Here is a 13,623-nt window from a genome sequence, read left to right as displayed (position 1 = left end):
CCAAGGTTTGCTCTCATGCCGAAAATCCTGATCGCCGACGACGAGGATTCGATGCGCACGCTGGTGGCGCGCGCCATCGCCATGGACGGCCACGAGACCGTCACCGCGCAGGACGGCGCCGAGGCGCTGGAGATCCTGACCCGCGAGGACGGCGCGTTCGACCTGCTGCTCACTGACATCCAGATGCCTGTCATGGATGGCATCGCACTGGCCCTCTCCGCCGCGCGCGATTTCCCCGGCCTGACCATCCTGCTGATGACCGGCTTTGCCGACCAGCGCGAGCGCGCCTCGAACCTCAACGCGCTGGTGCACGACGTCGTGACAAAACCGTTCTCGGTCGCCGACATCCGCACCGCGGTGGCGGATGCGCTGGCGGCGAAGAAGAGGTAGCGGCGGGGCGAGCTACACATTCCGCTGTCATGCGCCGGCTTGCCGCCTTCGCTAAAGCTTCGGCGGCCGAGCACCCTTGTGGCCCCGGCGTAGCCTTGGCGGAGCCGGGACCCGGGGCATCCAGTACGCCGCAGCCTCTCGACTCAATCACTTCCGTCTCTGGAATACTGGGCGGATTCAACCGCTCGTCGCAACACTCCGTGTATCGCTCACCCGTAACAATTGGTCGAGAGTTTCGGCGGGTGTTTTCCAGCCGAGCGTCTTTCTGGGCCTGGTATTGAGTGCGAGAGCCACGGCCTCGAGGTCCTCGGCATTGTGCATGCTGAGATCGGTCCCTTTTGGAAAGTACTGACGCAGCAACCCATTCGTGTTCTCGTTGGTGCCGCGCTGCCATGGGCTATGAGGGTCGCAGAAGTAGACCTGTACGCCTGCATCGATCCTCAGACGTGCATGCTGTGCCAGCTCGGCTCCTTGATCCCAAGTCAGTGACCGACGCAGTTGCTCTGGCATGGTGACGATTGCGCGGGTGATGGCATCGCGCACGGCCTCAGCCGCCATGTCCGGCGAGTGCTTTCTTCACCCCAGCTTCCTGTTCCTGGCCCGTCATGCGCGGTAGATGCAGCAGAATGGTAAAACGGGTCGTGCGCTCCACCAGAGTGCCGATCGCGGAGCTTCCAAGGCCCATAATGAGGTCACCTTCCCAGTGGCCCGGCACAGCTCGATCGGCGGCCTCCGCCGGACGCTGACTGATCATGATCTCGGAAGGAATAAAGCTTCGGCCTTTACGCGCGCGCGCCCTTGGCATCCGCAACGCCCGCCCGGTGCGCAAGCAGGCCGTCAGTTCGCGACGCAAAGCCCCTCGTCCCTGCACATAAAGCGCCTGATAGATCGCCTCGTGACTGATGCGCATCGTCTCATCCTCGGGGAAGTCGAGCCGAAGTCGCCGCGAAATCTGTTCCGGGCTCCATGCCGTCGCCCAGCGCCGGTTTTGCCGATGTACAGCCCGGCGCCCCTTCCACACCACCTTCGGGCCAGGGAGGGGCTTCCCGTCCGGCTTGGCGATCATACCGGCAAGCCGGTCTTGCACATAATCCCGCAGGGCCGGATTGATTGCCAACTTCGCCAATTTGGGTCGTCGGGCGGATCGATCAGCGCGCCATTGTGCCGTGGTCGCGCGGTACTCTGCAGCGCCGTGGCGACGCGCCACATTGCGTCGGAGCTCACGAGAGATCGTGCATGGCGGCCGATCGAGCTGGCGAGCTATGGCTCGCACCCCATGCCCCTGCGCGCGCAAGATGGCGATCTCCTCACGCTCGGCGAACGAGAGGTAGCGCCCTGATGAGGGTTTTGACGACCGCGACAAATGTGTTGGCGGCATACCGCCCGCCCTCCGGAACCAGCGCACTCCGACCGCCGGCGACACCCCGGCCTCAATCGAAGCATCCTCGCTCGATCGCCCCGAGGCAATCGCGACCCAGAACGGTCTGTAATGCTCTCGCAGGGCCTTCTGAGCACGACCCACCCGCACACAGCTCTCCATCGCAACCTCCTTGCTGGAGTGTTGCGACGAGCGGTTGAATCCGCCCTGGATCGCCCGGTCAAGTGTTCAGCCCGGGGACATGACCGACGGGTGTTCGGGGACATAGCCGACACTTTCTCCGCTCGCCAAGTCGATGATAGCGATTTGGTGGGCGGCAAAGAAGATCCCGTATTGCGCATCGTTTGCCGAGGGGCGGATGGCGAGGCGCTCGCCACGGAAGGCCTGTGGCACTTTCCACAGACGTCCCTTGAAGCTGACATAGGCCTTGGTCGTGGAGACGCGGCGCACGATCTCATGGCTGTCGTATTCGACCTGTGGCAATCGATCGGGCATTGGTCGCTGGCTGGGCCGATATCGACTGGCCGGGACCTGTTGTCCGAGCGCCTCGTGTGGCCGTTCGAAGTTGTAGACTTCCCGCCAGGCGTCGAAGGCACGCTGCGTCTCTGCGAGATCGCGGAACTGTCGCAGTGCGAACACCTCAGCCGCGAGGGTGCGGTGGAATCGTTCATTCTTGCCGCGGCTTTGCGGGTGATATGGGCGGCTGCGGATGACGGCGACGCCAAGCTTGAGCAGCCACACCGAGAACCGTGTCCATCGCTCGCCGGAAGGATCACCCCAGGGCGAACCATTGTCGACGAAGAAGGCCTCCGGGAGCCCGTAGTGGCGAAAGGTCTTCTCCAGGCGGCTGCGCACGGTATCTGTGCGTTGATCGGCACAGGCCTGCAGACACAGATCATAGCGGGAGTGGTCATCCACCACCGTCAGAGGATGGCACTGGGTATCATTGCCGAGCCGAACCCAGCCTTTGAAGTCCATCTGCCACAACAGATTGGGGGCCGGCATCTCGAAACGCTGGCTTGCCATCGGGCCGCCGATCGGAGGCTTGATGCGGCCAGACCGACGCAAGATCTGATGAACTGTTGAGACTGCTGGCGAACGCAAACCATTGCGCTCCAGGCAGTGAGCTATCTTGCGAGCTCCCCATGCCGGATGGGCATCGCGCACCGCGAGAATACGTGCCTCGAGCTCGCAATCGGTCTGTCCCGGGCTCGCATGCGGTCGGCGCGAGCGGTCGTTGACATTCTGATCCGCTTGCCATCGTGCAAGCCACTTGTAGCCCGTGTCGGGATGGATATTGAACCGCCGGCAGAGCTCCCGCCGGTTCGCTCCCTCCTGCATCGCAAGCCGCACGAACTCCCGCCGCTGATCCATCACCGACACCTCTCGCCAGGGCATGGACTTGGCCTCCTTTACCGCCAAATCCCTGCACTATGATGTGTCGGCTATGTCCCCGAACACCCGTCGGTCATGTCCCCGGGCTGAACATCAAGCCGGGCGATGACACTGGGTGTGCGGCCAGAAATCGAGTTGTCAAAAATCCTTCAGCAGCCGCTCGAGATAGTCGAGCTCGATCTGCGGGCGCGAGGTATCGCCCAAGCGGCGGCGGAGCTCTTCGAGGATGCGGCGGACACGCTGGGCGTCGATCTCGCCGGGGATCTTGACGGTGTAGTCGTCGCTCAGATCGCGGCCGTGAAGCGGACGGCCCAGCGGATCGGTCTGATTGCCGCCGCTCTGCTGACGGCCGGCGCGATTGCCGGGACCATCGCCCTGCCCGTCGCCATCACCTTGCTGCATCGCCTCGGCCATCTTCTGCGCGCCCTTGCGCAAGGCCTCGAGGGCCTTGCCCTGCGAATCCACGGCGCCGTCGGCATTGCCCTCGCCGAGCTTCGATCCGGCATCGCCCATGGCCCCGTCGGCGTCATCCAGACTGCTGTCGTCATCGCCCTGATCGCCGTCCTGATCGCCATTCTGGCCGGACTGGCCCTGCTCGCCCTGCTGCCCCTTCTGCCCCTGCTGCTTCTGACCCTTTTGTCCCTTCTGCGCGAGGCCGCGCTTGGCGAGTTCGTCCTGCAACTTCTTCAGGCGGTCGCGCAGCGCCTGCTGGTCCTGCTGAAGGTCCGACATCGACTGATCGCCCTGCTTGCCGCGTGAGCGGTCACGCCGGGAATCCTGGCCCTGCTTGAATGTCTTGTCGCGCAATTGCTGCTGCTTGCGGATCATGTCGCTGAGCTCGTTGAGCGCCTGCTCCATGTCGCTGTCGCCGGATTGCCCGGGCTGCGCCATCTGGAGATTTTCCATGATCTGCGCGAGCTGCTCGAGCATGCGCTGGGCCGCCTCGCGATTGCCTTCGCGCGCCGCCTTCTCGATCTGCCTCAGGAGGTCGTCGAGATCGCGTTGCGTGATGACGTTGCGATCACGGCTGGAGGATTGGCTCCGTTCCGTCGCCCGCTTGTATTCCTCGAGCTTCTGGATGGCGTCGGACTGGTTGTTCAGGCTCTTCCCGGATTCCTTCTGCCTGAGGCTGTCGCCGGAATCCTGCATGGCCTTTTCGGCGCCGTCGAGCAGCGCATCGGGATCCTGATCCAGCTGGGCAGCCGCAGGAGACAAGCCTCCCAACAAGAAGGCGAGACTGGCGATCGACATCGCCCTCAAGACTGGCACGCGTGCTAGCTTCCGCATTTCCGGTCTCGCGTAAACTGGTTGGCCCCGTCGTTGCCCGCCTTGGCCCGGTTGCTCGCCGACTTCCGATAGGCCTGAAGCTGCTGGCGAAGTGCGTCCTGCTGCTGCGCCAGCTCCTCGAGCTGCTCGGGCGTCGCATGCTGGGTCTTCTGTCGCAACTCGACAGCCTTGTCGAGGATGAGCTGGACCTCCGCGGGGAACGGCTGCCGCGGTCCGAGCGGATTTTGCTCGGCGCGCCGGGCGAGGTCACGCACCTTGCCGGCCATGGCCTCGCGGAGCTTTTGCGTCAGCACCCTGATCTCGTCCTCGCTGGCGCCGCGTTCCAGCGCCGCCTTGAGTGCGTCCTGCGCCGAGCGCAGCGCCGCGTTGACGCTGCCGGCGACGCCGTCGTCCTCGATGGTGACCGCGAATGCCCACATGCTCGCCACCACCTCGCGCAGCGCGTCGTCGGTGCGGGCCGCCTCGAGCTGGGACGCCAGGCTGCGGAGGCCGAGATAGCAACCGGCATCCGGCGTGAACAATTCGGGCGCGATCATCAGTGCGTCGAGCGCGGTGTAGACCTCGGAATTCCTGTTGGCGTCGAGCGCGAGGATGCGGCGCTGCTCGATCAGCGCTCGCGCGAGCGAGTTCGTGAAGAGACGCTCGGGCAGGCGCAGGTTGAAGGGCTCGCTTCGCGCCTCGTTGCCGGCCTCGTCCTTGGCGGTGAGCGTCAGCGTGACGTCGGCGCCGGCATAGGGATCCTCGCTGAGGTCCTTCACCGTCTGGCCGACGCCGTTACGGGTGCGCGCGTTCGGCAGCACGAGCGGGAATTGCGGCGGCTGGAACAACGGTCGCGCCGCACCTTTGGCGTCGGCGTCCTTGCTGTTGTCCTTCGCGTTATCCTTGCCGCCATTCTTGCCGGCGTCCTTGATGTTATCCTTGGTGTCGGCGGGGCGCAGCGCAATGTGCGCATCGGCGCCGGTGACGCCGTAATCGTCCTCGATCTTGTAGGAGAGCTGGAGCGCGCCGCGCGCCTGGCGCTCGGGGTCCTTGGCGAGTGCGATCGTCGGCGGACGGTCCGGCGTTGCCGCGAAGGCCCATTGCGGCTGGCCGGAGGGCGCGCGGACATGCGCGGTGCCGTCGGCGGCGATGGCGAAGTGCTTTTCGTTGGTGCCCTTGGGCGCGGCTTCCGTGGGGGCGACCTCCTTGAGGCCGCCGGAGACCGCGACATCCAGGCTGCCGCCGGAGGAGCGCACGATCAGGGTCGAGCCGGCGGGAACGGCAAGCGGGCCGCTGGCGGGCAGCGCTGCGGCCTCCTTGTTTGCGGCCGACAGGATGATCGGCGGCTTGCCGGTGTAGAGCGGCGGTGTCACCCAGGCGTCGACGCGAACATTGATCGGGGCCAGCACGCCGTTCCAGTCGAAGGCGGCCCCGAGCCGCATCGCACGTTCGTCGCCGGCGGCGAAGAAGGTCGCAACCAGCATCACCATGACGAGCGCGCGCAGCGCCCAGGGATCGTGGAGCGCGAGCCGCGGATGCGGCAGGCCGGCTCGGATGCGCTTGAGCGAGGCCAGCGTGCGCTCGCGCTGCGCCTGCCACAGCGCCTTGGCAACCGGGTCCTGCGAGGTCAGCGTGTCCGTGAGCGTGGTCGCCGGGCGGTGACGGATACCGGAGCCACGATCGAGCCGGCTCAGCGCCTCCTCCCGGCTCGGCCAGCGGAAGCGAATCAACGGGAACAGAGCGGCAATCGCGATGCCGGCGAAAATCACGAGACCGATGGCGCGGGCGACGAACGGCAAGGATAGCCATAGCCCGGCCCAGGACACCACCAGGAACAGGCCGATGACGGTCAGAAGCCGCGCCAGGTTCGGCCAGGCACGCTCCCACGCGATGGCATAAATGGCCCGATCGAGGGCCTGCGCCAGCTTCAGCCGCGACAGAGCGTCCCCATCGCGGATCGGGTCTGACGGGTCGGGGGTGACGCCGTTCAATCAGCTCTCCAGGTTGCCCGGTAGAGAGAAGCCTATCACAACGGCAGCACTGAGGCATCCGTTCCTGGACGGGAGACACCCCTTTTCCCGCATAACACGAGGACGTGACTGGCCCGGCTCGACCCCGTAATTTCCGCGGCGCCATCCCGAGGAAAACGAAGGAAACGCCATGGACAAGAAGATGCACGACAAGGGCCTGGAAGTCCGCAAAGCGGTGCTGGGCGAGGCCTATGTCAACAACGCCCTGAAGAACGTCGACGATTTCAACCGTCCGTTCCAGGAAATGCTCAACGAATATTGCTGGGGCACGGTGTGGGGCCGCGAGGAACTGCCGCGCAAGACCCGCAGCATGCTCAACATCGCGATGATCGCGATCCTCAACCGCCAGCACGAATTCCGCGCACATCTGAAGGGCGCGCTGACCAACGGCGTCACCCGCGAGGAGATCCGCGAGATCCTGATGCAAGTCGCGATCTATGGTGGCATGCCGGCGGCCGTCGACAGTTTTCGTATCGCGCGCGAGGTATTTTCGGAGATCGATGGGAAGGCGTGAGCGGCAAGCCACCCGCCGCCGTCGTCCCGAACAAGCGTAAGCGCAGATCCGGGACCCATAGCCACAGGCCGATGTGGTTGCGGGGACTCGGAGTTACCGCTTTCGCGCAACAATTCCTGCCTGTGGTTATGGGTCCCGGATCGGCGCGCGCTTAAGGCGCGCTGGTCCGGGACGACACCGAGGGTGGAGTGCGCATCTTTCACAACAACGAACAACAACCACAAGGAAACACCATGGACATCGGATTCATCGGGCTTGGAAACATGGGCTTCCCGATGGCACGACGGCTGATCGAGGCGGGACACAAGCTCGTCGTGTTCGACATGCGCCAGGAGGTCGTCGACAAGCTGGTGGCGCGCGGCGCCACTGCTGCGACATCGCCGAAGGACGTCGCCGACCAGGTCGAGACGGTGATGGCGAGCCTGCCTTCGCTGCAGGCTTCGCTCGAGGTCGCGACGGGCGCAAACGGCGTGATCGAGGGCAAGCGCGCGAAACGCTTCATCGATCTCTCCACCGTCGGCTCGGCGATGGCTGCGAAGATCTACGGCCTCTTGGCCAAGCGCGATATCGTGCAGATCGACTGTCCCGTGTCCGGCGGCGTCGGCGGCGCCGAGAAAGGCACGCTGGCGGTGATGGTCTCGGGGCCGAAGGCGGAGTTCGAGCTGCTGAAGCCCGCGCTCGACGTGATCGGAAAGGTGTTCTTCATCGGCGAGAAGCCGGGCGCGGCGCAGACCATGAAGCTCGCCAACAATTTCCTCTCGGCCACCGCGATCGTGGCGACGTCGGAAGCCGTGGTCATGGGCGTCAAGGCCGGGCTCGATCCCGCGGTGATGATCGACGTCATCAATGCGGGCTCCGGCATGAACACCGCGAGCCGCGACAAGTTTCCGCGCTCGGTGCTGCCGCGCACGTTCGATTTCGGCTTCGCCACGGGATTGATGGTGAAGGACGTGCGGCTGGCGCTGGAGGAGATGAAACAGCTCGGCCTGTCGATGGAAGTCGCGGATGCCGTGGGGCGGTTGTGGGAGACTGTGATCAGCGCGGAAGGCGCAGAATCCGATTTCACCGCGGCGATCAAGCCGATCGAGCGGAAGGCGGGGGTGGTGGTCGGAGCGAAGGGCGGATTGGCGGGGAAGTAGCATCGCGTGCAATTCCCCCCGATGTCGTCCTGGACAAGCGAAGCGCAGATCCAGGACCCATTACCCCAGCGAGAGGTTTGGCGAAGACTCGTAGTTAGCAGCTTCGCGCCAAATCAGCCCTGGGGTAATGGGTCCTGGCCTTCGCCAGGACGACATCGGATTTGTTGAGCCGCCGCGCGCCTCACAACCAAGGCGCCGGCGTATCCATCGCAATCAGCTGCTCGACCTCGATGCGGGGGCGCACCACGGCGTATTGGTCGCCCTTCACCAGCACCTCCGGCACCAGCGGCCGCGTGTTGTAGGTGCCGGCCTGTACCGCGCCATAGGCGCCGGCGGTCATGATGGCGAGCAGGTCGCCCGGCTGCGGCGTCGGCAGCGTGCGGTCGAGCGCGAGGTAGTCGCCGGTCTCGCAGACCGGGCCGACGACGTCGGCCATGATGGTGCCAGTGCCCTTGGCGGGCTGCGTCACCGGCAGGATGTCGTGATGCGCCTCGTATAGCGTCGGGCGGATCAAATCGTTCATCGCGGCGTCGATGATGACGAAATTCTTGCCGTCGCCGTGCTTCACGTAGATGACCCTGGTGACCAGGATGCCGGCATTGCCGACGATCATGCGCCCCGGCTCGAACATCAGCGTGCAGCCGAGATTGTGGCTGACGCGCTTGACCATGGCGGCATAGGCGTCGGGTGCCGGCGGCGCCTCGCGGTCCATGTAATAGGGAATGCCGAGGCCGCCGCCGAAATCGACATGGCTGATGTTGTGGCCGTCGGCGCGCAGCATCTGCACGAATTCGGAGAGGATCCGGAACGCGGTCTCCATCTTGGAGAGGTCGGTGATCTGACTGCCGATATGCACGTCGGTGCCGGTCACCTCGATGCCCGGGAGTCTTGCGGCGCGCGCATAAACCTCGCGGGCATGGGCGATCGGAATGCCGAACTTGTTCTCGGACTTGCCGGTGGAGATTTTTGCATGCGTGCCGGCATCGACGTCGGGATTGACGCGCACGGAGATGCGCGCGGTCTTGCCCATCTCGGTTGCAAGCCGCGACAACAGCTCGAGCTCGGGCTCGGATTCGACGTTGAGACAGAGGATGTCCGCGGCCAGCGCGGCGCGCAGCTCGTCTTCGGTCTTGCCGACACCGGAGAACAGGATTTTGCTGGCGGGAATGCCGGCGGCTAGCGCCCGCTTCAACTCGCCGCCGGAGACGACGTCAGCGCCGGCGCCCAACTTGGCCAGCGTGCGCAGCACCGACTGGTTGGAGTTCGCCTTCATGGCGTAGCAGACCAGCACCTTCTCGCCGGCGAAGGCCTCGGTGAAGACGCGGTAGTGCCGCTCCAGCGTTGCGGTCGAATAGCAATAGAACGGCGTGCCGACGGTTGCGGCCAGCTCGGACAGGTTCACCGCCTCGGCGTGCAGCACGCCGTTGCGATAGTCGAAATGGTTCATGGCGCAGGCTCGGTTGTCCCGGCTTATTTATTGCCGGGAGGTTCGTCCAGGAGCGGGTCGAGAATAAACGGTTTCTTCCTGCCCTTGGCCGCCGCGGGCGCGGCGTCCACACCGTAGGTGGGATTGAACACGCTCGGCGTCCTCTGGGCTTCGGTCTCGGTGTCGGTCGGCGCCGCGCCGTTGGCCGTGGGTGCATTGGAGGCGGTCGGCGGCAGATCCAGCGGGCCCTTGCGGCCGCAACCGGCGAGCGCCAGCGCCGTCAGGCTAAGGACAATGATGGCCCACCCCGAGCCGGCCGGGCGAAACTTTGACGTCACGACGAAATCCCCACTACGCGGCGCGCACCATACAGAGATTGGCGCGCTCTGGCGAGAGCCGGATGACCATGAAACATAAGCGAAATTTTGCCCTCAGCCCGATTTTCGCTCTTTTTCGAGCCGCTTCGCCCAGGCCTTGGCCTGCGACGCCACGTTCTTCGGCGCGGTGCCGCCGAAGCTGGTCCGGCTCTTCACCGACGATTCGACCGAGAGCACGCCGAGCACGTCCTTGGTGATCTTGGACTCGATCGCCTGCATCTCCTTCAGCGGCAGCTCGTGCAGTGCGACGCCGCCTTCGGCGGCCTTGGCCACGATGCGGCCGGTGACGTGGTGGGCCTCGCGGAACGGCATCTTCAGCGTCCGCACCAGCCAGTCGGCGAGATCGGTCGCGGTGGCGTAACCCTCGCCTGCGGCCGCCTTCATCTTCGCTTCATCGGGCACGAGGTCGCGGACCATGCCGGTCATGGCGCGGATCGCCAGCGACAGCGCGGCAAAACCCTCCATGGCGCCCTGCTTGTCCTCCTGCATGTCCTTTTGATAGGCGAGCGGCAGGCCCTTCATCACGATCAGGAGCCCGTTGAGCGCGCCGATCACGCGGCCGGTCTTGGCGCGCACGAGCTCGGCGGCATCCGGGTTGCGCTTCTGCGGCATGATCGAGGAGCCGGTGGTGAACTTGTCGCTGAGGCGGATCAGGCCGACCAGCGGCGAGGTCCAGATCACGATCTCCTCGGCAAAGCGCGACATGTGCACGGCGCAGATCGAGGCCGCCGACAGCGTCTCCAGCACGAAGTCGCGGTCGGACACCGCATCGAGCGAGTTCGCCATCGGCCGGTCGAAGAGGAGCGCCTTCGCGGTGGCGTGGCGGTCGATCGGGAATGAGGTGCCGGCGAGCGCGGCCGCGCCCAGCGGCGATTCGTTCAGCCGCTTGCGCGCGTCCTGGAAGCGGCCGCGGTCGCGCGCGACCATCTCGACATAGGCAAGCAGGTGGTGGCCGAAGGTGACGGGCTGCGCGGTCTGAAGATGCGTGAAGCCGGGCATCACGGTTGCGGCGTGCTCCAGCGCGCGCTCCACCAGGGCCTGCTGGAACGCGGCGAGCGCCGCATCGGTCTCATCGATGACGTCGCGGACGAACAGGCGAAAATCGGTCGCGACCTGGTCGTTGCGCGAGCGCGCCGTGTGCAGCCGTCCGGCGGCGGGGCCGATCAGCTCGGACAGGCGGCTCTCGACATTCATGTGAATGTCCTCGAGCGCGCGCTTGAACGCGAAGCCGCCCTTGCCGATCTCTGACAAAATCGTGTCTAGACCCTTGCCGATATTTTTCGCATCAGAGGCCGTGATGATGCCCTGGCTGGCGAGCATCGCGGCGTGGGCCTTGGACGCAGCAATGTCCTGGGCGAAGAGGTGACGATCGACGTCGATGGAGACGTTGATCTCTTCCATGATCTCATCGGGACGTTCCGAGAACCGGCCGCCCCACATCTTGTTGCTCATGATCCCCTGCTCACGCCCTTGCTTGTCGCTAGCCACGTTTGCTGGCCGCCGCCAGCCGTATTAAGAGGCCCCTGATAGCCATATCTGCGACCGGATGACAAACGATATGCTCGACAAGACGCCCTCCGCCACGCGCCGGATCCCCCTCGTCATCGCCACCGTGGCGATCGGCGGTCTGGCCGGCTTCGCCGCGCTGTACGGGCTGGGCCTGAGCCGGTCGCCGTCAGGCGATCCGTCCTGCCGGTCCGCGGTGGCGACCGCGCAGAAGATCGCGCCGCTCGCCCATGGCGAGGTGGCGGCGCTGACCATGGCGAGCGCCCCGTTGAAGTTGCCCGACCTCGCCTTCGAGGACGCCGACGGCAAGCCGAAGAAGTTGTCCGATTTCCGCGGCAAGACGCTGCTGGTGAACCTCTGGGCCACCTGGTGCGTGCCCTGCCGCAAGGAGATGCCGGCGCTGGACGAGCTTCAGGGCAAGCTATCGGGCCCGAATTTCGAGGTGGTGGCGATCAATATCGACACCCGCGATTCGGAGAAGCCCAAGACCTTCCTGAAAGAGGCCAATCTGACCCGGCTCGGCTATTTCAATGATCAAAAAGCCAAGGTTTTTCAGGATCTTAAGGCAATAGGCCGGGCACTGGGGATGCCGACATCGGTGCTGGTCGATCCGCAAGGCTGCGAGATCGCGACGATCGCGGGGCCGGCGGAATGGGCGAGCGAGGACGCGCTCAAGCTGATCCGCGCCGCGACCGGCAAGGCCGCCGCGTCGCTTTAGTAATTGGCGCATGATCTGATCGGAAAACCGGTGCCCACTTTTCCGGATCATGCGCTGAGGGTTAGGCCGCGACGTTGAGATTGCCGCCGATGCCGGGGCCGACATTGGCAAGCGAGGGCTGACCGGCGCCCAGCAGTGTCAGGACGGTGGATTTCTCCATGTCCATGTTCTGCTTGGTCAGCGTCGCCGCGATATTCGATTGCAGCGCGCCTTGCTGAGCGGCCAGCATGGTGCTGACCATCGCCATCATGTCCATTACGCGAACCCTCTTACCGGCCGTAACCTAGGCGCGAGGGGTTAATGGGACATGAATTGTCACAGATCCGTGGTGCCGTAGGGTGGGCAAAGGCGCACCTTGCGCCGTGCCCACCATCTGTCCGCAAATTGGATTGAAGCGGTGGGCACGCTTCGCTTTGCCCACCCTACGGCACCGGGAACGGATCAGCGCGTCGGAACCGGCTTGGCGCCGCGATAGTCATAGAAGCCGCGCTGGGTCTTGCGGCCGAGCCAGCCGGCCTCGACGTATTTCACCAGCAGCGGGCACGGACGGTACTTGGAGTCGGCGAGGCCCTCGTGCAGCACCTGCATGATGGAGAGGCAGGTGTCGAGGCCGATGAAATCGGCGAGCTCCAACGGGCCCATCGGATGGTGCGCACCGAGCTTCATCGCGGCATCGATCGCCTCGACGTTGCCGACGCCTTCGTACAGCGTGTAGATCGCCTCGTTGATCATCGGCAGCAGGATGCGATTGACGATGAAGGCCGGGAAATCCTCGGAGACCGCGACCTGCTTGCCGAGCCTGGCGACGAACTCCTTGGACGCCTCGAAGGTCGCATCGTCGGTGGCGATGCCGCGGATCAGCTCCACCAGCTCCATCAGCGGCACCGGGTTCATGAAGTGAATGCCGATGAAGCGCTCGGGCCGGTCGGTGGCGGCGGCGAGCCGGGTGATCGAGATCGACGACGTATCGGAGGCGACGATCGCCTCCGGCTTCAACACGGCGCAGACCTCGTGGAAGATCTTGCGCTTGACCTCCTCCTTCTCGACCGCGGTCTCGATCACGAGATCGCAATCGGCGAGGTCGTCCAGCTTCTCGGCAAGCTTGATCCGCGCTATCGCCTTGGCCTTGTCGTCCTCGGTGACGGCCTTCTTGGAGACCTGCCGCGCCAGATTGCCATTGATGGTGGCCATGCCCGACTTGAGGCGGTCAGCCGAGACGTCGTTGAGCACCACGTCGAAGCCGGCCAGCGCCGCAACATGCGCGATGCCGTTGCCCATCTGACCCGCGCCGATCACGCCGACCTTCTTGATCACTGCCGCCATAATGTCATCCACCGGAACGGCGCGCATGTCGCGCCTGCCTATCCCCTTGAGCCGGGAGTCCGATTTAATCAGAACCTTGGCTCGAAACCTAGATTGGATCGCTTCGAAGGCGGCCCCACACCAAAGAAAACGCCTCAAAAAAGCAACACCGGCCGGAGTTT

The 13,623-nt window shown here is 65.0% G+C and carries 12 protein-coding genes and 1 pseudogene; 4 read left to right on the top strand and 9 right to left on the bottom strand.

Going from position 1 to position 13,623, the window contains the following annotated elements; genetic code table 11:
* Positions 1 to 15: 15 nt before the first annotated feature.
* On the top strand, positions 16 to 390 hold the full coding sequence (locus tag ACNJX8_RS04370; RefSeq protein ID WP_128931214.1) for a response regulator: 375 nt from the start codon (positions 16 to 18) through the stop codon (positions 388 to 390).
* 177 nt (positions 391 to 567) lie between these two features.
* Here the strand turns inward: ACNJX8_RS04370 and ACNJX8_RS04365 are convergent.
* The 4 genes and pseudogenes from ACNJX8_RS04365 to ACNJX8_RS04350 all read right to left on the bottom strand — a co-directional run bounded on the left by ACNJX8_RS04365 (position 568) and on the right by ACNJX8_RS04350 (position 6,420).
* Positions 568 to 1,930, bottom strand: a pseudogene (locus ACNJX8_RS04365) (IS30 family transposase).
* Positions 1,931 to 1,996: 66 nt separating this feature from the next.
* On the bottom strand, positions 1,997 to 3,166 hold the full coding sequence (locus ACNJX8_RS04360) for an IS481 family transposase (RefSeq protein WP_128936665.1): 1,170 nt from the start codon (positions 3,164 to 3,166) through the stop codon (positions 1,997 to 1,999).
* A gap of 135 nt (positions 3,167 to 3,301) precedes the next feature.
* A complete protein-coding gene (locus tag ACNJX8_RS04355) occupies positions 3,302 to 4,450 on the bottom strand; it encodes a DUF4175 family protein (protein WP_439359723.1) in 1,149 nt (382 codons plus the stop codon).
* The gene (locus tag ACNJX8_RS04350; RefSeq protein WP_439359722.1) at positions 4,438 to 6,420 is read right to left on the bottom strand and encodes a TIGR02302 family protein; all 1,983 of its coding nucleotides are present in this window, start codon (positions 6,418 to 6,420) and stop codon (positions 4,438 to 4,440) included. The genes ACNJX8_RS04355 and ACNJX8_RS04350 overlap by 13 nt, the downstream gene beginning before the upstream one ends.
* A 169-nt stretch (positions 6,421 to 6,589) precedes the next feature.
* On the opposite strand from ACNJX8_RS04350, the gene ACNJX8_RS04345 reads away from it, so the two are divergent.
* Positions 6,590 to 6,973: a carboxymuconolactone decarboxylase family protein gene (locus ACNJX8_RS04345; protein ID WP_091891246.1), complete on the top strand. Its 384-nt coding sequence runs from the start codon at positions 6,590 to 6,592 to the stop codon at positions 6,971 to 6,973.
* 233 nt (positions 6,974 to 7,206) lie between these two features.
* Positions 7,207 to 8,112, top strand: a complete 906-nt coding sequence (locus ACNJX8_RS04340; RefSeq protein ID WP_439359721.1) for an NAD(P)-dependent oxidoreductase — start codon at positions 7,207 to 7,209, stop codon at positions 8,110 to 8,112.
* A gap of 181 nt (positions 8,113 to 8,293) precedes the next feature.
* Here ACNJX8_RS04340 and lysA read toward each other — a convergent pair whose 3' ends face one another.
* The 3 genes from lysA to argH form a co-directional block, all read right to left on the bottom strand.
* Positions 8,294 to 9,559, bottom strand: a complete 1,266-nt coding sequence (gene lysA, locus ACNJX8_RS04335; protein WP_439359720.1) for a diaminopimelate decarboxylase — start codon at positions 9,557 to 9,559, stop codon at positions 8,294 to 8,296.
* Positions 9,560 to 9,582: 23 nt separating this feature from the next.
* A complete protein-coding gene (gene lptM / locus ACNJX8_RS04330) occupies positions 9,583 to 9,876 on the bottom strand; it encodes an LPS translocon maturation chaperone LptM (protein ID WP_439359719.1) in 294 nt (97 codons plus the stop codon).
* Between the two features lie 93 nt (positions 9,877 to 9,969).
* The gene (argH, locus tag ACNJX8_RS04325; protein WP_128947157.1) at positions 9,970 to 11,367 is read right to left on the bottom strand and encodes an argininosuccinate lyase; all 1,398 of its coding nucleotides are present in this window, start codon (positions 11,365 to 11,367) and stop codon (positions 9,970 to 9,972) included.
* Between the two features lie 106 nt (positions 11,368 to 11,473).
* On the opposite strand from argH, the gene tlpA reads away from it, so the two are divergent.
* Positions 11,474 to 12,139, top strand: coding sequence for a thiol:disulfide interchange protein TlpA (gene tlpA, locus ACNJX8_RS04320; protein WP_128931208.1), 666 nt, complete (start codon positions 11,474 to 11,476; stop codon positions 12,137 to 12,139).
* A gap of 61 nt (positions 12,140 to 12,200) precedes the next feature.
* Here the strand turns inward: tlpA and ACNJX8_RS04315 are convergent, their stop codons facing one another.
* Together ACNJX8_RS04315 and ACNJX8_RS04310 are read right to left on the bottom strand one after the other, a co-directional pair.
* The gene (locus ACNJX8_RS04315; RefSeq protein ID WP_439359718.1) at positions 12,201 to 12,395 is read right to left on the bottom strand and encodes a hypothetical protein; all 195 of its coding nucleotides are present in this window, start codon (positions 12,393 to 12,395) and stop codon (positions 12,201 to 12,203) included.
* Positions 12,396 to 12,580: 185 nt separating this feature from the next.
* On the bottom strand, positions 12,581 to 13,462 hold the full coding sequence (locus tag ACNJX8_RS04310) for a 3-hydroxybutyryl-CoA dehydrogenase (protein WP_128931207.1): 882 nt from the start codon (positions 13,460 to 13,462) through the stop codon (positions 12,581 to 12,583).
* Positions 13,463 to 13,623 lie beyond the last annotated feature (161 nt).

The sequence above is a fragment of the Bradyrhizobium sp. SPXBL-04 genome, from assembly GCF_051853035.1.
GTDB lineage: Bacteria > Pseudomonadota > Alphaproteobacteria > Rhizobiales > Xanthobacteraceae > Bradyrhizobium > Bradyrhizobium zhanjiangense.
The sequence above is the reverse complement of the archived record's forward strand: the minus strand, read 5'-3'. Positions and strand labels throughout refer to the sequence as shown.